The organism is Bartonella sp. AU16XJBT, from assembly GCF_028618665.1.
Taxonomy (GTDB): Bacteria; Pseudomonadota; Alphaproteobacteria; order Rhizobiales; family Rhizobiaceae; genus Bartonella.
In genome coordinates this window covers 1-22686 of the sequence record NZ_JAQITF010000018.1, presented here as the reverse complement: position 1 = coordinate 22686, position 22686 = coordinate 1, and the positions used below count along the sequence as shown (strand labels likewise).

The 22686-nt window shown below is 37.2% G+C and carries 26 protein-coding genes and 3 pseudogenes; 18 read left to right on the top strand and 11 right to left on the bottom strand.

The genetic code is table 11. The annotated features are described in order from the left end of the window. The 6 genes from PVV66_RS08325 to PVV66_RS08300 form a co-directional block, all read right to left on the bottom strand. Window positions 1–821 (bottom strand): ERF family protein (locus PVV66_RS08325; RefSeq protein WP_273760974.1); only part of this gene is annotated, 821 nt, incomplete at its 3' end. A 77-nt stretch (window positions 822–898) separates the two neighbouring features. Further along, window positions 899–1423 (bottom strand): hypothetical protein, encoded by a 525-nt coding sequence (locus tag PVV66_RS08320; RefSeq protein ID WP_273719283.1) that lies wholly within the window; start codon window positions 1421–1423, stop codon window positions 899–901. A gap of 14 nt (window positions 1424–1437) precedes the next feature. Then, window positions 1438–1944, bottom strand: a complete 507-nt coding sequence (locus PVV66_RS08315; protein WP_273719282.1) for a hypothetical protein — start codon at window positions 1942–1944, stop codon at window positions 1438–1440. Further along, window positions 1944–2483 carry a hypothetical protein gene (locus PVV66_RS08310; protein ID WP_273719281.1) on the bottom strand — a complete coding sequence of 180 codons (540 nt, stop codon included), beginning with the start codon at window positions 2481–2483 and terminating at the stop codon, window positions 1944–1946. Before PVV66_RS08310 ends, PVV66_RS08315 begins: the two co-directional genes overlap by 1 nt. Before the next feature lie 94 nt (window positions 2484–2577). After that, window positions 2578–2985, bottom strand: coding sequence for a hypothetical protein (locus PVV66_RS08305; protein WP_273719280.1), 408 nt, complete (start codon window positions 2983–2985; stop codon window positions 2578–2580). 176 nt (window positions 2986–3161) lie between these two features. Continuing rightward, window positions 3162–3779, bottom strand: coding sequence for an XRE family transcriptional regulator (locus PVV66_RS08300; protein ID WP_273719279.1), 618 nt, complete (start codon window positions 3777–3779; stop codon window positions 3162–3164). 109 nt (window positions 3780–3888) lie between these two features. Between PVV66_RS08300 and PVV66_RS08295 the strand changes: the two genes are divergently transcribed. Further along, entirely contained in the window at window positions 3889–4137 is a 249-nt protein-coding gene (locus PVV66_RS08295; protein WP_273719278.1) for a helix-turn-helix transcriptional regulator, read from the top strand. A 198-nt stretch (window positions 4138–4335) separates the two neighbouring features. Here PVV66_RS08295 and PVV66_RS08290 read toward each other — a convergent pair whose 3' ends face one another. Then, window positions 4336–5052, bottom strand: coding sequence for a hypothetical protein (locus tag PVV66_RS08290; RefSeq protein ID WP_273719277.1), 717 nt, complete (start codon window positions 5050–5052; stop codon window positions 4336–4338). A 135-nt stretch (window positions 5053–5187) separates the two neighbouring features. Here PVV66_RS08290 and PVV66_RS08285 point away from each other — a divergent pair, with 135 nt between their 5' ends. From PVV66_RS08285 to PVV66_RS08270, 4 genes are all read left to right on the top strand, one after another. Beyond that, a complete protein-coding gene (locus PVV66_RS08285) occupies window positions 5188–5667 on the top strand; it encodes a crossover junction endodeoxyribonuclease RuvC (RefSeq protein WP_273719276.1) in 480 nt (159 codons plus the stop codon). Continuing rightward, the gene (locus tag PVV66_RS08280) at window positions 5657–6802 is read left to right on the top strand and encodes a hypothetical protein (RefSeq protein ID WP_273719275.1); all 1146 of its coding nucleotides are present in this window, start codon (window positions 5657–5659) and stop codon (window positions 6800–6802) included. The genes PVV66_RS08285 and PVV66_RS08280 overlap by 11 nt, the downstream gene beginning before the upstream one ends. Then, window positions 6756–7169 (top strand): hypothetical protein, encoded by a 414-nt coding sequence (locus PVV66_RS08275; RefSeq protein ID WP_273760973.1) that lies wholly within the window; start codon window positions 6756–6758, stop codon window positions 7167–7169. Before PVV66_RS08280 ends, PVV66_RS08275 begins: the two co-directional genes overlap by 47 nt. A 182-nt stretch (window positions 7170–7351) precedes the next feature. Beyond that, the gene (locus PVV66_RS08270) at window positions 7352–7687 is read left to right on the top strand and encodes a hypothetical protein (RefSeq protein ID WP_273719273.1); all 336 of its coding nucleotides are present in this window, start codon (window positions 7352–7354) and stop codon (window positions 7685–7687) included. 34 nt (window positions 7688–7721) lie between these two features. Here PVV66_RS08270 and PVV66_RS08265 read toward each other — a convergent pair whose 3' ends face one another. Next, window positions 7722–8021, bottom strand: coding sequence for a HigA family addiction module antitoxin (locus PVV66_RS08265; protein WP_273719272.1), 300 nt, complete (start codon window positions 8019–8021; stop codon window positions 7722–7724). Between the two features lie 16 nt (window positions 8022–8037). Beyond that, window positions 8038–8319, bottom strand: coding sequence for a type II toxin-antitoxin system RelE/ParE family toxin (locus PVV66_RS08260; protein ID WP_273719271.1), 282 nt, complete (start codon window positions 8317–8319; stop codon window positions 8038–8040). Between the two features lie 190 nt (window positions 8320–8509). Here PVV66_RS08260 and ssb point away from each other — a divergent pair, with 190 nt between their 5' ends. From ssb to PVV66_RS08235, 5 genes are all read left to right on the top strand, one after another. After that, a complete protein-coding gene (gene ssb, locus PVV66_RS08255) occupies window positions 8510–8956 on the top strand; it encodes a single-stranded DNA-binding protein (protein ID WP_273719270.1) in 447 nt (148 codons plus the stop codon). 52 nt (window positions 8957–9008) lie between these two features. Continuing rightward, window positions 9009–9503: a hypothetical protein gene (locus tag PVV66_RS08250; RefSeq protein WP_273719269.1), complete on the top strand. Its 495-nt coding sequence runs from the start codon at window positions 9009–9011 to the stop codon at window positions 9501–9503. A gap of 95 nt (window positions 9504–9598) precedes the next feature. Beyond that, complete coding sequence (locus tag PVV66_RS08245; protein WP_273719268.1) at window positions 9599–9856, top strand: AbrB/MazE/SpoVT family DNA-binding domain-containing protein; 258 nt, start codon at window positions 9599–9601, stop codon at window positions 9854–9856. Then, window positions 9856–10188, top strand: coding sequence for a type II toxin-antitoxin system PemK/MazF family toxin (locus PVV66_RS08240; RefSeq protein WP_273719267.1), 333 nt, complete (start codon window positions 9856–9858; stop codon window positions 10186–10188). The genes PVV66_RS08245 and PVV66_RS08240 overlap by 1 nt, the downstream gene beginning before the upstream one ends. A 113-nt stretch (window positions 10189–10301) precedes the next feature. Further along, entirely contained in the window at window positions 10302–10529 is a 228-nt protein-coding gene (locus tag PVV66_RS08235) for a DUF6290 family protein (protein WP_007346764.1), read from the top strand. Window positions 10530–10592: 63 nt separating this feature from the next. Here the strand turns inward: PVV66_RS08235 and PVV66_RS08230 are convergent, their stop codons facing one another. Beyond that, window positions 10593–11201 (bottom strand): hypothetical protein, encoded by a 609-nt coding sequence (locus PVV66_RS08230; RefSeq protein WP_273719266.1) that lies wholly within the window; start codon window positions 11199–11201, stop codon window positions 10593–10595. Between the two features lie 300 nt (window positions 11202–11501). On the opposite strand from PVV66_RS08230, the gene PVV66_RS08225 reads away from it, so the two are divergent. The 7 genes and pseudogenes from PVV66_RS08225 to PVV66_RS08195 form a co-directional block, all read left to right on the top strand. Further along, the gene (locus PVV66_RS08225) at window positions 11502–11828 is read left to right on the top strand and encodes a hypothetical protein (RefSeq protein ID WP_273719265.1); all 327 of its coding nucleotides are present in this window, start codon (window positions 11502–11504) and stop codon (window positions 11826–11828) included. Beyond that, window positions 11809–12447: pseudogene (locus PVV66_RS08220) on the top strand (phage terminase large subunit); the annotation flags it as partial. The gene PVV66_RS08225 and the pseudogene PVV66_RS08220, both read left to right, overlap by 20 nt. Window positions 12448–12984: 537 nt before the next feature. Beyond that, the gene (locus PVV66_RS08215; RefSeq protein ID WP_273719289.1) at window positions 12985–13296 is read left to right on the top strand and encodes a hypothetical protein; all 312 of its coding nucleotides are present in this window, start codon (window positions 12985–12987) and stop codon (window positions 13294–13296) included. Further along, on the top strand, window positions 13277–14119 hold the full coding sequence (locus tag PVV66_RS08210) for an SDR family NAD(P)-dependent oxidoreductase (RefSeq protein WP_273719264.1): 843 nt from the start codon (window positions 13277–13279) through the stop codon (window positions 14117–14119). The genes PVV66_RS08215 and PVV66_RS08210 overlap by 20 nt, the downstream gene beginning before the upstream one ends. 11 nt (window positions 14120–14130) lie before the next feature. After that, window positions 14131–15063 (top strand): DMT family transporter, encoded by a 933-nt coding sequence (locus PVV66_RS08205; protein WP_273719263.1) that lies wholly within the window; start codon window positions 14131–14133, stop codon window positions 15061–15063. Window positions 15064–15076: 13 nt separating this feature from the next. Next, window positions 15077–15154: pseudogene (locus tag PVV66_RS08200) on the top strand (Killer protein); the annotation flags it as partial. An 18-nt stretch (window positions 15155–15172) separates the two neighbouring features. After that, a pseudogene (locus PVV66_RS08195) lies at window positions 15173–15277 on the top strand (transcriptional regulator); the annotation flags it as partial. 1350 nt (window positions 15278–16627) lie between these two features. Here the strand turns inward: PVV66_RS08195 and PVV66_RS08190 are convergent. After that, a complete protein-coding gene (locus PVV66_RS08190; protein ID WP_273719261.1) occupies window positions 16628–21610 on the bottom strand; it encodes a type ISP restriction/modification enzyme in 4983 nt (1660 codons plus the stop codon). Window positions 21611–22339: 729 nt separating this feature from the next. On the opposite strand from PVV66_RS08190, the gene PVV66_RS08185 reads away from it, so the two are divergent. Further along, the coding region (locus PVV66_RS08185) for a POTRA domain-containing protein (protein WP_273760972.1) at window positions 22340–22686 on the top strand (347 nt) is incomplete at its 3' end.

The window sequence follows — 22686 nt, the reverse complement described above, 5'->3', positions numbered from 1 at the left end:
TTTTGTTGTATTGGTGCATATTCAATATCTTGGATATGAATATATTTGGCATCTTGTATAGACGCGTTTATTTGCTCTTGTTGGGCTTTTCTCATTTGTTTTCGTTGCTTTTTTTTCAAAGAAAACAAAGCGGTTTGTGCTTGTTTATAAGACATATCTTTTAGCTTTTTTACTCCTATGAAAGAGAGAAGCCTACTTTCTTCAGATTGTGTTTTTGTAATTAATTCTTTGATTTCATTCATCTGTTCAGGAGAGATACCCGCAAGAAGCGTTATTCCATCTGTATCGTCTTCTTTTCTTGCAACATTAAGAAGCATGCCTAAGAGATATCGACGTGCGTAGCTTATAGTAGAACCAACCGCTTGTACGTTGTTTTTACTTCCAGTAGTGTCAAAAGGAAATGTTCCTTGTGTTGATATCTCATTGCCCGATATATGCTTTAAAGTCATTTCTACGGTTATGCTATTTGAACTCTGCTCTTTGATACAAGAAAACAAAGCAAAGTGATATTTTGAAAGAGGTTCTTTGATAGCATCAATATATTTATCAAGCGTTGTATAGAGGCTTTTAGTATGTGTATTAAGGGCGTTTTGTTCGATATCTTTATATTCCATTTGTATAGCGGAAAGATCACGAACAAAGTTTTGGCGCTCTTGTCGTTCTATCTCCTTTTCTCGTAATTCGAGAAGGCTCTTGAGACGGTCCAGATCGACATCATTTTCTAAAGCTCTTTCTAAAATAAGTTCCATAGCAGTTGGTTTGATTTGACACTCGTTCGTTTTTTCCACTAATTCGGTTTGCGTGATAGTTAACTCACTCATCTTTATTTCCTTACATTTACGCGCAACTCACCCGTGGCGTGAATCACGCATGTGTTAAAGGTTGTTTGGTTTGATTGTTAAATTTTTATATCTTGAAGAATTCTTGTTCTGTCGCGAATGTGGGCTTTCCCATAAATGTTAGCAAAACCATAAACTTTGGCATGGTCATAAATCTTGGCACGACCACGAACCACGGCACAACCATAAACCTTGGCATGATCATAAACCCATGCACGACCCAAAACGAAGGCGGTCTCATAAATCTTGGCATTTCCATAAATACGTGCATCACCATAAACCTTAGCGCCGCCAAAAACTTCTGCATTGTCATAAACCATGGCATCACCATAAACCTCGGCATCATCAGAAATCACGGCATTTCCAAAAACCTTAGCATTTCCAAAAACATATCCACTGTCAAATGATCTATGCGAACCCGCTACCCAGCAATTTCCCTCATGGCTTAGGTTGTCTTCATGTTCTATAAATCCACCTAGATCACCTTTTTTAACATCTCCAAAGTCTCTCAATGCTCTAATTCGGTGAAGTGTTTTTCTACCAACTTTGATTGTCTCATCAGTCAGTTCGTACTTCTTTTCCATGATTACCCCCTACCTTAAACAGAGTCGTTTTCGGATTCTTCTGTATTTCCAGTTACTTGTGCATCACCATAAATACAGTTGTTGCCATAAACTTTGGCATTCCCCAAAATACTAGCTTTGTCGTAAATCTTCGTATTACCGGAAACATTTGCTTTACCGAAAACTCGCGCATTGCCATAAATATTGGCATTGCCAAAAACTTCGGCATTGCTATAAACCCATGCATTTTCATAAACCTTGGCATCACCATAAACACGGGCATTATCAAAAACCTTGGCATGACGACAAACATTGACATCACCATAAACCAAGGCATCACCAAAAATCTGTGCATGACCATAGACACAAGCATTATCACCAATCCAGCAATTGCCTTCATGGGATAGGTTATCTTCTTTTTCTATAAAGCCGCCGATATCACCAGCTTTAACATCTCCAAAGTCTCTCAATGCTCTAATTCTATGAAGTTTCTTAAAGCCAGGTTGAATTTTCTCATCAGTCAGTTCGTATTTCTTTTTCATTAGTTTGCTCCAGTGGATATTCTGCTATTGCCGCCAATCCAATCTTCACAACGTAAATGCGCATTACCATAAATTTTTACATTTCCGTAAATGTGTGTATTACCGCCAACTTTTGCATTTCCATAAACGCTTGCCCTATCGTAAATGCATGCTTCATCATAAACATGAGAATTGCCATAAACATGTGCATGATCAAAAACTTTAGTGTCACCGTAAACTAATGCATCACCGTAAATTTCCGCATAATTGTAAACGTATGCTTCACCAGAAACTTGTGCATTCCCATAAACCCGCGCATCACCATAAACATAGGCATAACCGGAAATATGTGCATTTTGATAAACACGAGCATTATCATAAACCCTAGTATAATCTCCAACCCAACAATCGCCCCCATGACTAAGATTGCCTTCCTTTTCAATAAAACCGCCAAGGTCACCTTTTTTGACATTTCCAAAATCTTTTAAGGCACGTATGCGGTAAAGCGTGTGTCCTCCAACTTCATCCATTTCATCAGTCAATTCGTACTTCTTTTCCATGGTTTATTTCCTTTAAGTTAGACTCTCCCTTTGCCGCTCTTTCTCAAGAACGGCATTGGTTTGTGTTGTAATTTTTTGAGAAAAGAGGGGGCTTTTAAAAACCCTTTATGTAGTATGATGAATAGTTAGGAATGACATCACAAAGACGCAACTTGTTTTGTTCTTCATAAGTCCCGTAGATCTCATCATTATATTTTTCGTCTGCGATCTCGTCTAAAAGTCTATTGTAAACATCACTTTCGCGTACAAAGTAATGAACCTCACTATCCTCATAGAGATCTTCAATATTTGCTTCTACATATGCTTCTGCAATATCTTCAGAGATATCTTCACAACTCTTCTCAGAAGGATTGATGCGAAAGATTTGGATTGCATCATCTACCTCATCAACAATGCTTAAAACTTGGCTTGCATTAAGTGGTCCAGACTCTGCAATGTATTGCTCTTTATCGTAGGCAACTAATAAAATTTCATCGGAATGAATAAGAATTGGCTTTTCCATAATTTCTCCTCCCTAACACCTCTTGGCGATTGTTTGTATCAATTTATAATATATTTATATAACTATAATTATAAATTAGCAAGCAAAAAAATTATAAAAAGTTATATTTTTTGTAAAAATTATTATAACATCTTGTAAAATAAGAAGAGAAAAGTACTTTTTAATATGGCTAATAATTAGCGATAAGAGCGAATCATTTTACTGTAAGAATCCATTGGCAAGATAGCAAAGATTTCCCCAATCCATGCAATTTTAACATTTTTAATGGGGAGTGCATTCCAAGAAAGCAAATCTATTTCGCCATTCATCCCTCTACTAATTTTCTTTATATATCTTTTATTATCATGCGTGAGAATAACGGCTTCTTTACCAAAGAAGGATTCTATCGTTTTGATTTGGCGGCGTCTTACAATAACCATATCTCCATCTTTATAAGCTGGAAGCATGGAGTCCCCTTTAACTTCAAAAGCGATCATATCATCAGGTAAAGCAAAAGGAATTTCTACTTGTTCAAGACCTTCTTCTGGGATTTGTTCAAAGCTTGGATCTATCTGCGTTCCTGCTCCGATATAGCCCATAAGAGGGACAAAAGTTGTTAAGTGATTATCACCCGTCAGTTCTTTATATAATTCTAAAATGGCATCCCGATTAGAACCACGCGGATCAGAATCTTTTAACCACTTAGACACTGAAGCTTGCGTTACATTTAGCCGTTTGGCCACATCTTCTTGTGTTAAGTTAAACTCAGTCAAAATTTTTTTTAATGTGCTTATGATATTAGATTTATTACTCATACTTTTGCTTACCTTATTTTTTTATCGTTGATAAAGATAAATTTCCTTGACTTTATATAACTATAATTATATGAATAAATTAAGGCAAAGCTATAATTGGAGCTTTTAAATGGATCAACGAGAAGATTTTAAGAATTTGACTAAGTCAATACGGGTCAAATTTAATTGGACACAATCAGAAATGGCTAAAATGCTTGGTGTAACTCAAGCCGCTGTTTGCAAGTGGGAAAAAAGAGGATCTATCTCCGTAATAAATTATCTCAAGCTGCAAAAGTTGAAAGATAGTTCTAGCTCTATGTCTACTTTTATTGCTGCTTCTACAGATAATAATGAACAGCAACACAATTCACAGGCTTAAAGAAGAAAGGAAATAAAGATGGATTCCAGTTGGGCGACGATGATTGCGTTTTTTATAGTCAATGTAATCATGTTTTTTCTGGCTTTTACTTTTATAAAATGACGGAAACGCAAGAAAAAGAGACAGATAAAATAATGAAAAACATAATACGTCGACAAGAAGATTTAATTCAAACACAAAAAGATTTAATGGAAAAAATTAACCGCTTTTGAGACTACTCTCCTCGAATGGTAGTAAAAAATTTGGCCAAAAAGTAGTTTCAAGTACTTTTTCTGCATGATTTGATGAAGTGTGTTCAATGATAAAGATTGGTGTGCTTACGATATCTGGTTTTAGGTGGCGAACTGTGAAAGTAAATTCTGTTTCTTCATGTGCATCCAAATTAAAACAATCGAAAATAATCTGTGATTCTAAATCTGCTACAAAAGGATTTGTTAAGGGTATATATTTTTCATTTTCTGGTTGTAAATACATTGGATGTTTTCCCAAAAAACCACCGTTATTAAGCGCAAATAGGTTTTCGTTGTGTAACCGAAAATTATTTATTCTCATTGTTTGTTCTGTGGGATTTTCTATGATGACATGTACCTCAATGAAAAAGTCTTTACCATATTTATGTGCTGTTGCTTCTTTTATGGTAACCTTCAACTTTGGACCCAAGTCTCGTATTTGTTTCTCTGCCCATAAAATGGAGACATGCTCTTTTGCAGCTTCAGTTTGGTTTTTTAGCTGTTCTAATTGCCTTTCTATATTGTCTAAATCTTCTTTTCGTTTTTTTGCAGATTTTTCTAAATCTTCTTTCCGGATCTTCGTCGCTTCTTTACGGTCTTTGTTTCTTAAAATAAGCGCTACCGAAAGTGACACAGCAAATGACATAAAACCTGTAAGAAGTATCTTTATCCATTCTTGCATCATAACTCCCCCCCACTTTTTTAGAATCGTTGGGAGGATACTTTTTCAAAAACATTTTTTCAAGACAGGCAGTCACAACACACTCTGTCATAGCACGCATATAAACATATAAATACGTAGAGCCTAAGGGGGGGAATTATGATCACTCATGCACAAACCATTCTTTGTCTTGATCTAGGCACCAAGACTGGCTGGGCTATATGCGGTTCTGATGGTTTTATCACAAGTGATACAGAACATTTTCAATCACGTCGTTTTGAAGGCGGTGGTATGCGTTATCTGCGCTTTAAGAAATGGCTTACTGAACTAAAAAGGTCTGTTGATGAAATTGATGCGGTGTATTTCGAAGAGGTACGTCGGCATGTGGGTACAGACGCTTCTCATGTTTATGGGGGCTTTCTAGCAACATTAACAGCTTGGTGTGAACATCATCAGATACCGTATGAAGGCATTCCCGTTGGTACCATTAAGAAAGCGACGACAGGAAAAGGAAATGCTTCAAAAGAAGAAATGATTAAGGCAATGCGTGCAAAAGGTCACGCGCCTTGTGATGACAATGAAGCAGATGCTTTGGCAATTTTATATTTAAAGAAAGAAGGGGGTATGCATGTCCAGTAAAATACCATGGACAAGGCTTTTTGCTGATAAATGGATTCTTGATCTCACTTATTTGTCTTCTATTGAAGGGAATATATATATGAGATTACGGTTGCAAATGCTTCACACAGGTGAACCTCTTTTAAATAACATTAAGGTTTGGGCTAATTATACTGGCTATTCAGTAAAAGCATTTGTCAAAGCATTAGATGTTTTACAGAGTACGGGTCATATTATTCGTTTAGCAGACGGTCGTTTATGGAATCTAGATGTTGAAGCAGAATTAAGTGATAGCGCCGGAAAATCAGAAGCGGCATCAAAAGCTGTTAGTGCTAGATGGAAAAAATCTAAAGAAAAAGACGTAAAGCATAATACGAAATCTATACAAGCTAAATACGAAGGCGATACGAATTCTATACGGAATGAATACGAAAGCGATACGGAAACGATACCATATAACATTAACAATAACATATATAATAAAAAAACTAATACTATCGTATTAGCAAAAAAAGAAATTGGTTCTGAAAATTTAGAAACAACAGATTTGGTTCACGAGCCAATCGAGGATGATGCTCTCAAAAGCCAATTAGATCAAATCGAAACATCATCAGAAAACCAACCACCCATTCACGAGCAGACAAGCGTTCCCAAAAAAGCCAAGCAGTCAAAAGCTAATCGAGGTTGTCGATTGCCTGAAGACTTTGAACCCGATTACGATTTTGCAATCGAAGAGGGCTTGCCTCCAAAGCGTGTCAAAGTCGAAATCGCAAAGTTTCGAGATTACTGGCGTTCAAAAGCTGGAGCAAATGCAACCAAAATCGATTGGCAAGCAACTTGGCGTAACTGGGTGCGAAAGGCTATCGAAAATTTAGAAAAAACAAAAAACACGAACAACAATGGTGGAAACAATGGAAACTTTTCAAAAGATCAAAGAACTTGTGGTGGTACCGGAGAAACAATCCGTAATCTTATCCGTAAAGCAGGATTTAGTGAATCCACTTCAAAACATTACAGATCAGATGATACGATGTGTAACAAGGGATTGTCCATGGACCTTGATCAGTGGCATGAAATTGACACCAGCACTGGAGGAACAAGCTTTCGGAGTGTATCAGACAGTCCAAAACTTGCTTACCTTGAAAGCGTCTGTTGAAGATATTGCTGAGGCTCTTGATATGCTTGAAAGCGGTTTGACAATGAAAAAAGTTTCAAATCCAGAGGCACGTGCAAAGGCTTATATCACAGCTCTTAACGGCATTTCACTCTGGTCTTTGTTGCAAGCTGTTAAAAATCTTATACGGGGAGAAGCCAAAGGCATGTCAACAACCTTTGTCCCCTCTTGTGCTGATCTTGTGCAGTATTGTCGCGATTTAGAAAGCAGGCTTTATGGTGCTGCTGAGAAAGTTTTTATAGCTGTTGAAAATACGCGTAACCTAGCCTTAGGAGGCAAGCGCATTTCATTCGCGAGAATAGGCAAGCCTAGTGAAGAGTATGACAGTGGTAATTCCAAAGCAGCCTAAAAACAGCAAAATAGTGAAAAGTGCTGATGGTTTTGTAATTAGATATGCGTTTAAATCGATAAAAAGATACCGTACAAAGCGATTTAAAGATTTTATGATGAAAACAACATCTGTAATATAAAACGCTCTGTACGGTCAAATTTGAGGTAAATTAACCTATTGGTAAAAATAGGAATTAAAACATGGAAATATTAAAACGACGATTCTTTAAAAAACGTAAACAGCCTATGCAAGTAATGCACAAAAAATTTATTGCAACGGCTGTTGGGTATGTTCCTTGGGGAGATGGGGCGGCAGAGTATTTTTACAATCTCTACGAATATGAAGATGGCACAAGAGAGTGTGAAAAGTTTGACGGCGCTCAGTATTACGAAATACCTAAGAATGCGGATTTTAGTACCAAGGCGCAAGTAAAAGCGTGGATTTATGGCGGTGCTGTACCTAAAAGCGTTCTCAATTACGAACCGCTCATTGATGAGATCAACAAAGAAATTAAAAAATTATCAAAAGCCATTTGATGTATTTTAAGCGAAAAATCGGTCAAGCCAAGTCTTAATTGCTAAGGAGGCTTACTTGCTCTAAAGACGAAATATCCGGTATGGGATTATTATGCCGTGCTTGCCACAGATCATGTTTTTGTTGTAATTTAAGCCAAAATTCCGCATCATTTAAACCAGCCTTTTCTAAGCGTAAAGCAAGGTTAATACTGATTGCAGCATGACAGTTTAAAACACGTGATAAAGTTAAACGTGCAACACCAAGATGATTTGCAGCCTCTGTTACTGTTAAGCCTAATTCATCAAGCAATTCTTCTTTCAAAATACCACCAGGGTGTGGGGGATTGTACATCATGATAACACCTCAAAAATTAATGGTAGTCTTGATAATCAACAAGTTCAACATCTGTTCCGATAAAGCGAAAAGTAACACGCCAATTTGCATTAACACGCATTGACCAATAGCCTTTTAAATCGCCTGTAAGCTCATGGAGACGATAGGATCTAATCGTCATTTGTTCAGGAGCAGATATCGTATCTAAAATTACCAAAATGTTAGCTAGTTTTTTAGCATGTGCAGGTTGTATTCCTTTACAAATTCCTTTTTCGAAAAATAACTTCAACCCTTTATGCTTAAAACTAACGATTGCCATAATATTACCCTTTGCTACTTGATACGATACACCATACACTTATGTCAATCGATTATTTATTAATTTGTTATGTGAAACATAATGTTATATGTTAATAAAAAATAATATCCTTTTGAAATATTTGAAAAAATAAACAAATTATGATAGGATTTTACGTATATAAAATGCAAATCAAATGGAACTCACAAACATGTTGAATAAAGTGATTTTAATTGGCTATTTAGGGGCAGATCCCGAAAGCAAAACGATGACTTCTGGTGCTGAAATAGTCAATTTTCGGTTGGCTACTTCTGAGAGCTATACAGATAAAAATACCCATCAAAAAGTAGAGAAAACGGAATGGCATTCCATTGTGGTTTTTAATCCGCATTTGGCAAAAATAGCACTTCAATACCTCCATAAAGGTTCAAAGGTTTACGTAGAAGGCAAATTACAAACCCGTAAATGGCAAGATAAAAATGGTCATGACCGTTACACAACAGAGATTGTTTTACCACAATTCAAAGGCGAGTTGCATTTGCTTGATGCAAAGAAAGAGCAATCTGCGTCCTCTTCATCTGTCACTTCTCAAAGTTATGCTATTGCTTCAGGTGCTGATGATTATGGCATATCTGCTCATGACAGCATGCCATTTTGATTAAAAAATAGAGCAAAAATAAGAATATGGTTTCCACAGATACGGGGGATGTATGAGAAAGAAAGATGCCTACATTTCACAAGCGAAAGTATGTCAAGATTCTGTTAATCAATTGGCAATTGAAATGCGTGCTAAACGCTTCTGTTTGACCATAGAAGAGGCTAAAAATCCGCTTGCGGGGTCTTATGTTGGGCGGCTATGTTTGCAAGGTGTGCTTACTCAAGATCAGTATGATGCTGCGCAAAAATATCTTGAAGTGAAAAATGACTATTCGTGTGCAAAAGGTTTGCCAAGCGCTGTTTATGATGAAATGCCATCATCTTCTGATGACAAAGCAAGAGAGAAGTGGGTTGAACGTGCAACAGAACAGTTTTGTAACATGCAAGAGGTAATCAAAGAAACACAATACCTCTATAAACAGTATAATCTTTATGCAGCTCTACAATATCTTGTTAGTGAAGATCAAATATTACCACATCTTGTAAATTCATTGCAGATTGCTCTGAATGCGCTTCATAAATATTTTGATAAAAAAAATAAATGGTAGATGTTTATTGTTCTTTTTCCATACAAGCGTGAAAAGCTCTTGAAGAATATGCATTAGAATGTTATATTTTTATATAATATTAAAGGGAGTGTTTTATGCACACAACAAAATTACGTAAAGTTGGAGGGTCTGTTATGCTCTCTATACCGCCGGCGCTGCTTGATGTTCTTCATCTTTCTGAAAACACACAAGTTGGTTTGGCTATTGATAATGGACGCTTGATTGTAAAGCCACAGTCACTCCCTAGCTATACTCTTGAAGAATTGTTAGCGCAATGTAATCCTTCGGATGATTTTGCGGATGATGATATGGAATGGTTTGATACTAAACCTGTTGGTAAAGAGCTGTTGTGATGAAGCGAGGCGAAATTTGGCTGGTATCTCTTGATCCTTCTTCGGGTTATGAACAAAAAGGAACGCGTCCTGTATTAATTGTGTCACCAGAGCCATTTAATCGTGTAACAAAAACACCTATTGTCTTGCCTATTACAAGCGGAGGAAATTTTGCGAGAACAGCAGGCTTTGCTGTCTCATTAGCAGGAGCCGGATTACATACAACGGGCGTAATACGTTGTGATCAACCACGTGCTCTTGATATTAGAGCGCGTCAGGGAAAGAAAATGGAAGCAGTTCCCTCTGTGATTATGAACGAAGTCCTTGCTAAACTAGCAACATTTCTTACGTAACTTCTTGCGGCATTTATGAGAATGTTGCCAAAGCAAGCGATATGACGTGAAACGTTTTTCTGTACAATTTGTTGTATTTGTATTACAATGAGTACAAAGATGAGGATTGCGTTATGACGATATCTATTCGATTGCCAAGTGATCTCGAAACACGTTTGAATAATTTAGCTGCTAAGACAGGACGTACAAAGTCTTTTTATTTACGCGAGATTATTGAACGTGGAATAGAGGAAGCAGAGGATTATTATTTAGCTTCACAAGTAAGAGAGCGTGTTCGAAGAGGAGAGGGTACTTTTTATAGCTCTGAAGAGGTGAGGAAAGAGCTTGGCTTGGACGATTAGGTGTTAACAAACTGAAGCAAAGGCTGGGCAAATATTTTCATAAAAGCTTATCGCTATGTTGATTTAAAAGTAATCATCTGAGTAATCTAAATGTTTGAATTTCTTTTTTAATTCGTCCCGTTCTTCAATCGCCTCATCTCGTTCTCTAACAGTGTTGTCACGGTCTTTTATCACTAAATTATAAGAATTAACTAGCTCATTATGAGTATCGCAAAAAATTTTAAGTCCTCTTGACGCTAAAAACTCATACAGACCAACAGAGAAGATTGTTATTACCAACAAAATTTTTGTTGGGACTCCGAAAAAATGAAGTATAGAGATTCCTATTACTAGGCAAATTGTGATTTCGATCTCTACATACAAAAGAAACAAAAACAGCATGATTGGTACTGTAATTACGAGTACTATTATTCCCACATCTAAGGACTCGTAGAGGAGGATTCCTGTAGATATTATAGCTATAGATATCAGTACGTGCGTGAAATCACGACTATCATAATAATAATTATCACCTATTTCACAGTAGTGCGACGAAAATACATATCTAAAGATTGACCAGAAAATAGAAATAATCGATATTGCTGTCAAAACTCGAAGAGATAGAGAACCTGATATAAATAGTATATCAATTATTACTACTATTGCGCCAAAATACATTGATATTGGTTCCATAGTTTCCCCCCTTTTTTAGCAGTTCCCAGTCATATAATTGATTCGTTTAGAGGATACAATTGTGAGGTGTTGCTTGGTGCTAAAGACACTATATTTAGGCAATAAAATAAAAAAATATACAATATCGTGATTTTTTGTTGACATGGTGTGAATAATAGTGTTTTATGGCGCTGCTGTACTGGTCGAATTGCGTCTAAAATTACAGCAGAGAATTTCTCATTAACTCCTTTTGTTCAATTGACATGATGATTTAGAGCCCTGCGTTTTGCGGGCTTTTTTGTTATTTGGAGAAAGTATTTTATGACAGCGAAAAATACAAAGCAGGCTCCACAATCCCAAAAAATGCCACCAAAGGCGGGGCAAGGGCGGGTTAAAGGCGTTCCCAATAAAACAACACGTCTTTTGAAAGAGGCTGTGCTTAAAGCAGCAGAGCGTGCTGGTAAAAAATATGGTGATGATGGTTTGATCTCTTATCTGGAAAAGCAGGCAATAAGATGCCCTGCTGCTTATTTAGGTTTGCTTGGTAAGGTGTTGCCTTTGCAAGTGACAGGGGAAGATGGGGGAGCCATTAAGATGATAGGGCGTGTGGAAATAGCGCCTTTGGTTCATGACAACAAGACAGATTAAGATTGTACCAAAACTTATCCCTATTTTTACAGGGGATGCTTTGGTCCGCGCGGCTTGGGGTGGACGAGGCTCTGGTAAAACAAGATCATTTGCCTTGATGGCGGCTTTAAAAGGCTATCAATTTGGCATGCAGGGAATATCAGGGACTATTCTTTGTGCACGTCAGTTTCAAAATTCGCTTGCAGAAAGTTCTTTAGAGGAGATTAAGCGCGCCATTGAAGCCCATGACTTTTTAAGGGACTATTACAAGGTTGGAGAGGCTTCGATTAAATCAAATGATGGTCGTATAGCGTTTCAGTTTTCTGGTCTGGACCGTAATATAGCCAGTATCAAATCGATGGGGCGTATTTTGCTTTGTTGGGTTGATGAGGCAGAGCCCGTTACAGAGACCGCTTGGCAGACACTCATTCCAACGTTGCGTGAAGAGGGAGAGGGGTGGAGAGCAGAGTTATGGGTCACATGGAACCCGTTGCGAGATAATGCACCGGTTGAAAGGCGGTTTCGGTTTTCAGACAATGAAGCCATTAAGCGTGTAGAGATTAATTGGTCAGACAATCCCAAGTTTCCCAAGATCTTGAATGAAGCGCGGCTTGATGATTTGAGAAACCGCCCCGAGACTTATAAGCATATATGGGAAGGGGCTTATCTTACAGCGGTTCAGGGTGCTTACTATCAAAAGGAAATGTTGGCAGCCGAGCAGGAGGGGCGGATAGGGCGTGTTGCGCGTGATCCTTTAATGCAGATACGCGCCTTTTGGGATATTGGGGGCACAGGAGCCAAGGCAGATGCAACAGCGATATGGATAGCACAATTTGTAGGTAGAGAGATTAGAGTGCTTGATTATTACGAAGCGCAAGGGCAGCCTTTATCCGAGCATATCGGTTGGTTGCGTTACAATGGCTATGAGAAGGCATTAATGGTTCTTCCCCATGATGGTGCGACTAGAGACCGTGTGCACAATGTGAGTTTTGAAAGTGCTTTAAATGATGCGGGTTTTGAAACGCAGGTCATTCCTAATCAAGGGGCTGGGGCTGTCAAAATGCGAATAGAGGCAGTGCGACGTATTCTACCCTCTGTTTGGTTTAATGAGGAGACGACTGTAGCGGGGCGTAAGGCACTGAATTGGTATCATGAGAAATGGGATGAGAAGCGTAATATTGGTTTGGGAGCAGAACATGATTGGTCCAGTCATGGTGCAGATGCTTTTGGATTAAAAGGCGTTCCCAATAAAACAACACGTCTTTTGAAAGAGGCTGTGCTTAAAGCAGCAGAGCGTGCTGGTAAAAAATATGGTGATGATGGTTTGCTCTCTTATCTTGAAAAGCAAGCACTCAAATGTCCTGCTGCTTATTTAGGTTTGCTTGGTAAGGTGTTGCCTTTGCAAGTGACAGGGGAAGATGGGGGAGCCATTAAGATGATAGGGCGTGTGGAAATAGCGCCTTTGGTTCATGACAACGAGACAGATTAAGATTGTACCAAAGCTTATGCCGATATTTACAGGTAAGGCTTTGGTACGAGCGGCTTGGGGTGGACGAGGATCTGGGAAGACAAGATCATTTGCCTTGATGGCTGCTTTAAAAGGCTATCAATTTGGCATGCAGGGAATATCAGGGACTATTCTTTGTGCACGTCAGTTTCAAAATTCGCTAGCAGAAAGTTCATTGGAGGAGATTAAGCGCGCGATTGAAGCCCATGACTTTTTAAAGAGCTATTATAAGGTTGGAGAGGCTTCAATTAAGTCAAATGATGGTCGTGAAGCCATTGACTCTTCTGTCCATAAGGTTATCTCAGAATTTGGTGGTCTTGATGTCTTAGTTAATGTAGCAGGCATTTGTTATAGTGGCGATCCAGAAACAATTGATGCTCAAGAATGTGCTGAAACATTTGATGTGAATATTAAAGGAATGTTCTATATAACAGTTGCTACTTTACCCTATCTAAAAAAGGAAATTCGCGCCGATATTATAAATATTTCATCCATATGGGGTGTAGAATACAATCCTTCTTTAATTTCATATTCTTCTTCTAAATTTGCTGTAGAGGGCTATACTGGTGGGTTGCGCTTATGGGGAATGCCACAAAATATTCGTGTTTGTTCAATCCAAGTTGATAAAGTTAATACGGATTTTCGTCGCAATTTTAAAGGATTTCCAGAGATACCTCCAGAGAATCTTACCAAAATGCTTCACCCAGATGACATTGCTTCCGCGGTCAACTTTATTCTTTCCTCATCTAATACCGCACAAATTTCTTCTATACGTCTCGATGCTCCACTTTGGTATCAAGTATAAGGATCTATCCAATGAAAATCACGCCCAGAATAGCTCTTGTCTTAACCCTCGTAGGAACCTTTTTGTGGGGTTCCAATTTCCAAGCCACTAAGATAGCTTTAACGACTGTTTCTCCATGGACAGCTTCTTTTGAGCGGTTTTTCATTGCCGTAATCGCCATATTTTTAATTATGATTTTCAAAGAAGGCTTGCGGTGGCATGTTTTATCGCAAAATTTTATTTCTTATATTTTCCTAGGGATTATCGGTGTGGCAGGGTTTAATGGCGCTTTATTTGTTGGCTTGCAAACGTCAAATCCCATAACAGCCTCCCTCATCATGGCGACAACTCCTATTAGTGCTAATATTATTGAAGCTATCATGAATAAATCTTTCCCAACCTGTGAGAGGGTTATAGGGATGCTCATTAGCATGTTCGGGGTCTATTTAGTCATAACAAATGGGAGATTTTTGTCTAACCATGTTTCCTTTGCCAAAGGAGATATTATGATTCTTTTAGGTTCCATTGGTTGGGCGTTCTATACCGTGGGCACGCGGTCATTTGTCAAGAACGCAACCCCGCTTGAAACAACAAGCTGGACGATGCTCTCTGGCACCGTCGCCCTTGGCGTCCTAACCTTTTTATTCGAATCCCCTCTTCAAGAAACGATGTCTATGTCCGGCGCTAGTTTATTCGCACTCCTTTGGATAGGGGGTGCAGGATCAGTTTTAGCCTACCTATTTTGGAATATTGGAATAGCGATCCGAGGTCCGGGTAAGACGGCGATATTTTTCAATTTTGTACCTATTTCAGCCTTATTGGTGCAAATCCTGTTCGGCTTCATCCCTCAAATCATGCAAATCATAGGCGTTTTTGTTACGATTTTTGGAGTTCTAATCGGACAAGGCTATATATTCAGCTTACTAGGATCTAGAAAAGCCGTTCCCAATGCGCATAAGGAGTAATATACTTTTTAAGATGAATGGAAATTGGCGTGTTATTTTTCGCTTTATCGGAACAGATGTGGAGCTTGTTGATTATCAAGATTACCATTGATGAAAGGAATGAAAACAAATGACGCATAACCCCGCCCATTCTAGTGAAGTTCTAAAAGTAGCTTTTTTAGAGGAAATGGGGATAACAATACAAAAATTAGCGTATCGTCTTCATATAACAAAATACGTATTTATTGTCAAATAATATTTTATCTTTTTTTGATATTTTTTTGTATTTTTTTAATGCGTTATGTATTGATAATATCCTATGATTATGAATTGCTTCTTTTATATTTATATGCATTTAAAGTTATATTATAAGCTTTATGAAACGATTGCGTTCTGTTTTGAATCTATACATTTATAATATTTAAAAACGCTCTCATAATGCGTATTTTTAACTTTATAACTTATCAATTTTTTCACTAAATGAATTTAAATTTTTTTGTGAATTTTGTTTATAACACATTTGCAACTTAACAGCTTTTTATAGGAACTGTTTTTATAACAAATGCCTTCATTTGTATTATGATTATAAGACCTTGCTGTTTTTACGCATTCTCTATAGCTGTTATCTTCTTTATAGCCATGGCATCATTTTTCATTTTCATAAGAGAAACGATAAATAGGATAATTGCGATTTATAGACTGTATGAAAACATCTAAAGAGAGATTGATAATTATAGAGATTAGCAAAATCCCTTTATAATAGACCGTGTCAGTGTTGTCAGCCCTTTTTAGACCCTATAATTATTTTTTTTAATGAGTAAAATTAAAAACATTGTATTTCAATATGTTAATGTCTTTAAAACACAACCCATATCAAGAATACAATCTTTAAAGATAAACAATGATGTGAATTGATTAAAACTTGTCAGTTATCTGTCAGTAAATTGAACCGACAAAAGTGATTATTTTAGTGAGTCATTAAAATGTGTCTTATGAAAAGCGTATGACCCTTTAAAGCTTTTAAAAAGATAGCTTGTAACTCATAAAAGATGCTATCAAGATCATTATAGTTATGAGTTTCGAGGGTTTTGAGGGTTCCTTTTATTATTACTTATTTTATTTTTTAAATTGGAAATAAAAGTCATTATATTTCAATATGTTAAAGTTTTAAGCAAACAACCTATATTAAATACAACATGTAAATACAATCTGTAATATATATTTAAGAGGGTTTTGAAGGGGTTTTGAGGGTGTGAGAAACCTTCAAAACCTATAAGTAATATAAGAAAATGAATATACATAACTCTCTTTAAACAAAGCTATCATTTTAGATTACGGTATAATCTTTTAAAGGCAATGTAAAAAAATCTAATTCACTTTAAGAGTGGGTTTCTTAAAAGTCTTAAAGCAATCCAAAGTAGAGTATCTAAAAGTGCAAATGATTTCTTTTTAGAATAACGCATATAAACACTCCTTTTAAAGATTGTATGTAAGCAATGTATAAAGGGGGGATAGAACCTATAGGTATAAGACCCTATACCCCTTATGAGTTTATCATACTTATTATGTGAGCATGCTTTATAAGTTATTCAGTTTCTCTTATTTCTAATTTTGGTAAGTTTTTTACAATTTTCATTGTTTCTAAACTTACGGTAATAACTCTTTGAAACAACTCTAGAGGGTAGGCAGGGTTGCCAACGGTTTCAACAGCATAGCGATTGGCATCATTAACAATGCCACTATTTTTATCAGTCTTGACACATTGACGTTCCATAACCCATTCAAGAGCGGGTTTGCCATTGACGATATACTCATAAGCTTCAAGAGGGATATCTGTTATGGTAATATTGCTGTTGTAAAAAACAGTCGATTTATCCTTTTCCTTACTATCCCCAGAAAATTTCATTTCTGTAACGTAGTAAAATTCTTCGGGATTAGAGATCTCAGTCTGTTTTGGATTACCCTTTTTAAAGGTCACTGGATAAAGCTCTACATCTTCATAATTCATGTGCAAATGACCCAGTTCACGCCCTGCTGTTACAAACTTCCAAAAATCATCAGCACTCTTTACACAAGGAATGCGAGGTAATTCTTTGCATAAATTATCAGCATAACGAGAGCGATAATCTTCCGAATGCAAAAGACCGTAAACATAATAGAATAGATCATCTTTTGTTATGGTTTCATTAGGATAAGCAGCTTTAAAATGGTCTAGACCTTCATCAGTAATAGCATCACGCTTCTGTAAACCAGTTGTTTGGTTTTCCTCTATAGAGTTTGTAAATAAATGGGTTTGTTTTTCATTTTTACTTTTTGAAACCGTAGTGTCTTCATAAATATAGCGTGGAAAACATTGTCCATTTTCTATCACATGAAAATCAGATACTGTCTTAATCATAATAACAGAAAAATCTTTATTTGCTCCTATACCTGTAATTTGTATCACTCTATTTTCAACCGTTTGCCCTATAGGAAATATCCGCGGCATTTGATAAACTCTTTCATTGAAAACGCGATTATAATAAAACCACTGTCGTGTAAAAGGACGGTAAAGGCTTTGTGTGAAGCATTTTTCTTCAAGTTCAAAGATTGTTTCTCTTACCAATTCTTGTTTAACATTATGACTCCAACTGATTTTTTCGGCATTCGTATTGATAAAATCATTTACAGCCCTTGTACGTGCTTTATGATCAGCATGTACATAAGTATCATTAAAACGTTCCACTTCACTATTGTAGAATGCAATCATGTTATTCATATTCTTTGCTAAAGCTTCACGGCTTGCATTATATGCCCATGCATCACGGCTAGTGATAATTCCACAAGAAAAATTTTCAAAAAATTTTTTACCATGACCTTTTTTATCACCTTTATCACCTATAGCTAAAAATGATTTGAAACTGTCATCACGTTGACTAAGCCAATCCCCATGCTTATCCGGTGTAATTATTTTCCAACCTTGTTTACTTCGTGTAATGCCATCAATACTCTTAAATTCTTCAATTATCGTGAGCTTTTCTTCTCTATTGAGATAGTCTCCAATATCCCGAAAATATATCTTACCATGCAGTTGTGCATTTGGATTTTTTACGAGAATAGAGATAGCAATAGGGGCACGAGAACCTTCACCAAAAATTCCACCACTTTCTTTCTTACGTTGTTCTCCAGAAGTCCGCGCATTTCCTCGTAAATGGAAAATATAAAGGCTGCTAAATTCTTCAACGAGGCATTTTCGTAACCCATCCATAGAACTTCCATTAATAAAACCGGCATTTGTAACAAAACCAATAACACCACGGTCTTTTATACGGTCACTAGCCCAGCGAATGGCACGTATATAGCTGTCATACAGACCTCGTATAAGACTTGCTTTAGATTGAGCCGCATAAGTTTCACTGATCCGTTTATCTAAAATCGGATAAGGAGTATTTTTCGCGTTATCGTTTTCACTCTTTTGTCCTATAGAATAAGGAGGGTTACCAAAGATAACTTCGATATTTAGTTTCTTTTGAAGTTCTAAATATTCACTGTTTTCCTTGAGCATACCGTCTATCAAATTTTTTTCTTTAAGCGTCTGAAACGTATCAGCCAAACCAATATGCTTGAAAGGAATGTAATCACCTTTCATCAATCCATGATAGGTTGCTTCAATGTTAATGGCTGCTATGTAATAAGCGAGTAAAACAATCTCATTGGCATGGATATCATAACGGTATTTATATTCCATATCCTCTGGTTTGATGAGATCTGATTGTAAAAGCCGCGTAATAAAGGTACCCGTTCCCGTGAAAGGGTCAAGAATAGAGACACCCCGTGACCCCAAGCTTTTTCCAAATTCATTGCGTAAAACATCATCAACAGAATGAATGATAAAATCCACAACCTCAATGGGCGTATAAACAATTCCTAATTTTTCTACCGTACGCGGAAAAGCATAACGGAAAAATTCATTATAAAGCTTTACAATTAAGTTTTGTTGTGCTTCAAGGCTTGTAATTCCTCGTGTGTAAAATTGTACATCCCTAGAGAGAGTTTTAAAATCTTGAGATTCTTCTTTAAGAGTAACTTTATCAAGGATATTAAGCACACGTTGTAAAGCACAAGAGATGGGATTTCCTTGAACGAACTGATGTCCCTCAAACAAAGCATCAAAGACTGGACGCGTCACAAGATGTTGTGCAAGCATTTCAATCGCATTTTCTTCTGAGAGGGTTGTGTTTAAATTGTTACGTAATTCGGTCATAAAACCATTAAACACCCGCCGCGTTTCCGTTTCTGATTTTGTTAAAACTTCGGTTAAGCGTGTGATATGATTTTGCGCAAGATCAGCAACATTGGTTGCCCATCTTTTCCAATAGCTAGAGTCGTAATTTCTCTTAACAATAGCTGCTCTAATGACATCCGGATATTGAGAAAAAAGGGATAATTCTTCTTCTGGTTTATATCCGTGAAAGGATTCATAAGTTGGTGATCCAATGTTCAGTCCTGAATATTCTGATTTTGAGCGTATAGGTAAGTCATCAATAACCACAGTTGTATCTTCTGAGGTAGCCTTTTGAGAAGGAACAATAATATCAAGGGCATAGCTTACGTCCTGTTTTATGGACATATGGTGGATTATTTTATTAAAACTCTCATCATGGGCACGCAAAGCATTGACGACTTGCCAGATGACATCATATTTCGGATTATTTTCCAAGGCTTGTACTGGTGGAATGCCAGCCGGTACTCCAACGGGTAGAATGATATAGCCTCTTTTCTTACCCTCTGCTCGACGCATGACACGTCCTATTGCTTGGATAATCTCAATTTGACTTTTGCGCGGGTGTAAAAATAGAACAGCATCAAGAGCAGGAACATCAACACCTTCAGAAAGACAGCGTACATTGGTGAGTACACGACACGTATTTTCCCCCGCATCTTCCTTTAACCAGTCAAGTTGTTTTGTACGCTCTTTAGCACTAAAGGTTCCATCAATGTGAGAAAAGGTACAGTTAAGAGGAGGAGTATCTTTATAGTTCTTATGAAGAGCGCGTAAAGATTCTTGAACTTTTTCTTTTTTGAATTCCTTGCATATGCGTTCAGAAGTATCAATATCTTTGCAAAATGCTAAAGCTCTACGCATGGGATTGGGGTCATCTTCAAGATCAAGTTTCAGATCCATTTTGGTAAGGGCTCTATAACAGCCATTAATCTTGGTCCTATCGTCAAGAATAAGTTCATAATTCTTATCGGTAATAAGATGTTGAATGGATTGGCTTACTTCTTTTTCATTGACAACTAATATGATAACTTTACAAGGTGATAACAGTTTATGTTCTAGAGCTTCCGCAAATGTATAGTGATGCAGTTCTTTGCCATAAATTTTTTCGTCATCCATAGAGGCAAGAACAGTATCAGATAGGTCAGCTTTCCTTTTTATCTTATCTGTAAAGATTTTGGGGGTTGCTGTCATATATAGACGTTTTTTACCCCGAATGATTCTGTTATCATGAACCTTGATAAATTCAGATTCACGCTTGTCTGTTCCTAACACAGCCCCAGTGGTTCTATGCGCTTCATCGCAAATGATGAGATCAAATTCGGGTAATCCATGCTCTTTTTGTGCATCCGAAATCACTTGAATGGAATGATAGGTTGAAAAGATAACCGTCATTGCATCTGCGAGGTTTTCACAAGCTTCTTTGGCAAGGGCTTTGGCATCCGTGGTAGCAGGGAGAACAAGATCTGATGTTTCCATGCCAACAATATCATCTTGATTTTTACGACGCTTGCCTACTTTCGTATCAGAACAAACCGCAAAGGAACGCAACGGGACTTGTGCATCGGCTGTCCATTCACGGATTGTTTGTGAGACTAAAGCCAGAGAAGGCACTAGAAACAACACACGCTTGCCTTTCCCAGCAAGGGTTTCTGCTATCTTCAAACTGGTGAAAGTTTTCCCCGTTCCACATGCCATAATTAGCTTGCCACGGTCTGCTTCTTGTAAACCTTCACAGACTTTCTTGATGGCTTCTTCTTGATGGGGACGAGGCTTTTTTGTTGATTTCAGAACTACTTCTTGTTTTGTTGCAAATATTTGCCAATCTATCCGACTGTTTTCCATATGACAAAGGTCAATGCGATAGACGGGTATCGCTTGTCCTTTAATCATGGCATTCACATTGTCACTTAATTCCACTTCCGTGCTATCAACGAGAAGACGATATTTAAAGATGTCTTTTCCAGATGCCGCGATAAAGCTATCAATATCCTTTTTACTAATCTGATGATCTACTTGATAAAACTTACATTGAATAGCGACATAACCCTCTTGATTGCGAAGCTTGGCAACCAGATCAATACCGATATCATTTTTATTCCAACCTTCACGCTCTTTCGCCCATTCATAATAGCTCTCAACTTTTTCATATCGCCCATAATGGAGAGGGTCATGCATAAGATATTTTGTCACAAAATCTTCAAACACTTTCCCTCGTAGAGCATTTGATGTTGCTTGATCACGATAGGATTGTAAAAGAGAGCGTAAAGTGATGTGTTCATTATCAGAGTTAACAGATTGCAGCATATTGTAATAAAAATCCCTTGCCTTATGATATGATCAATAATCATCAAAAGAATCAAAACGAATTCAATCAAATGCACTTAAAGCAAATAACGATAAAAATGGGAAAAAACTGATAAAAAAAGCAGACATTTTTTCAAAAGTGTTTTTTAAAGGCTCTTTATCCACAGCCCATGACATGGGATAAGATCAGCAAAATAGTGAAAAGTGCTGTTCGTTTTATGAATGAAAAAAATACACTATGTGCTTTAAGATATCAGAATAAGTATTTTGATAAGTTTTATTACGAATTTTTCTTATAGGTTTTGAAGGTGTAAAAATCGTCAAAACCCCCTCAAAACTCATAGATGAGGTGTTCTTTGAAGGTTTACTCTATGAATAAGGGGACATGGTTTAGCAAATTTATCCTTTATATTGATGGGGATATTGAGGCTTACACATTGACTTTCCAAATAATTTTGGTTATCTCTCTGAGAGTATAAGTATGGGGGGAAATGTCTTCACACGGTTACAATCAAGGTGTTTTGCCACTTGGTCTTTAGTTACAAAGATATGTGCTTTTATTAAAAGCGTCATAGGGTAGTGGCTGTTTTAATTTCTATTATCAATAAGGGTTGATGAAGCGATAGAACGCTTCATGAATGGTGCAAAGCGGGGCAATCTGTATTGTTATTTATCTTTTTACGTTGGAAGAGTTTTTTTAGGTTTTTTCTTGCCTTAGTATTGTTTGGCATGTTGAGTGGCGTAACCGTTTATGCGCGCTCCTCAGCTGTTTTTCATTCTCCAACAGATAATTTTTCTCGCGGATATTCAGAGAAGCGGCAATTAGAAAGAATTGAGAATTTACGGGCTTTAACGCCTCACGGTATGACAAGACCTTCTGAAGGAAAGCAAGGAGCACTTTTGGGGAGTGGGTACTGCTTTCCAATTCATGATATAGTTGTTGATGGGGTTTATCATATCAAAAAGCGCTCTGTAGCCGCTGTAACAAATCCCTATGTTGGAAGATGTATCGGTCTTGTCGATATCCAGCTCTTAATCAAGCAGTTAACCAAGGTTTATTTGGATCAAGGCTATGT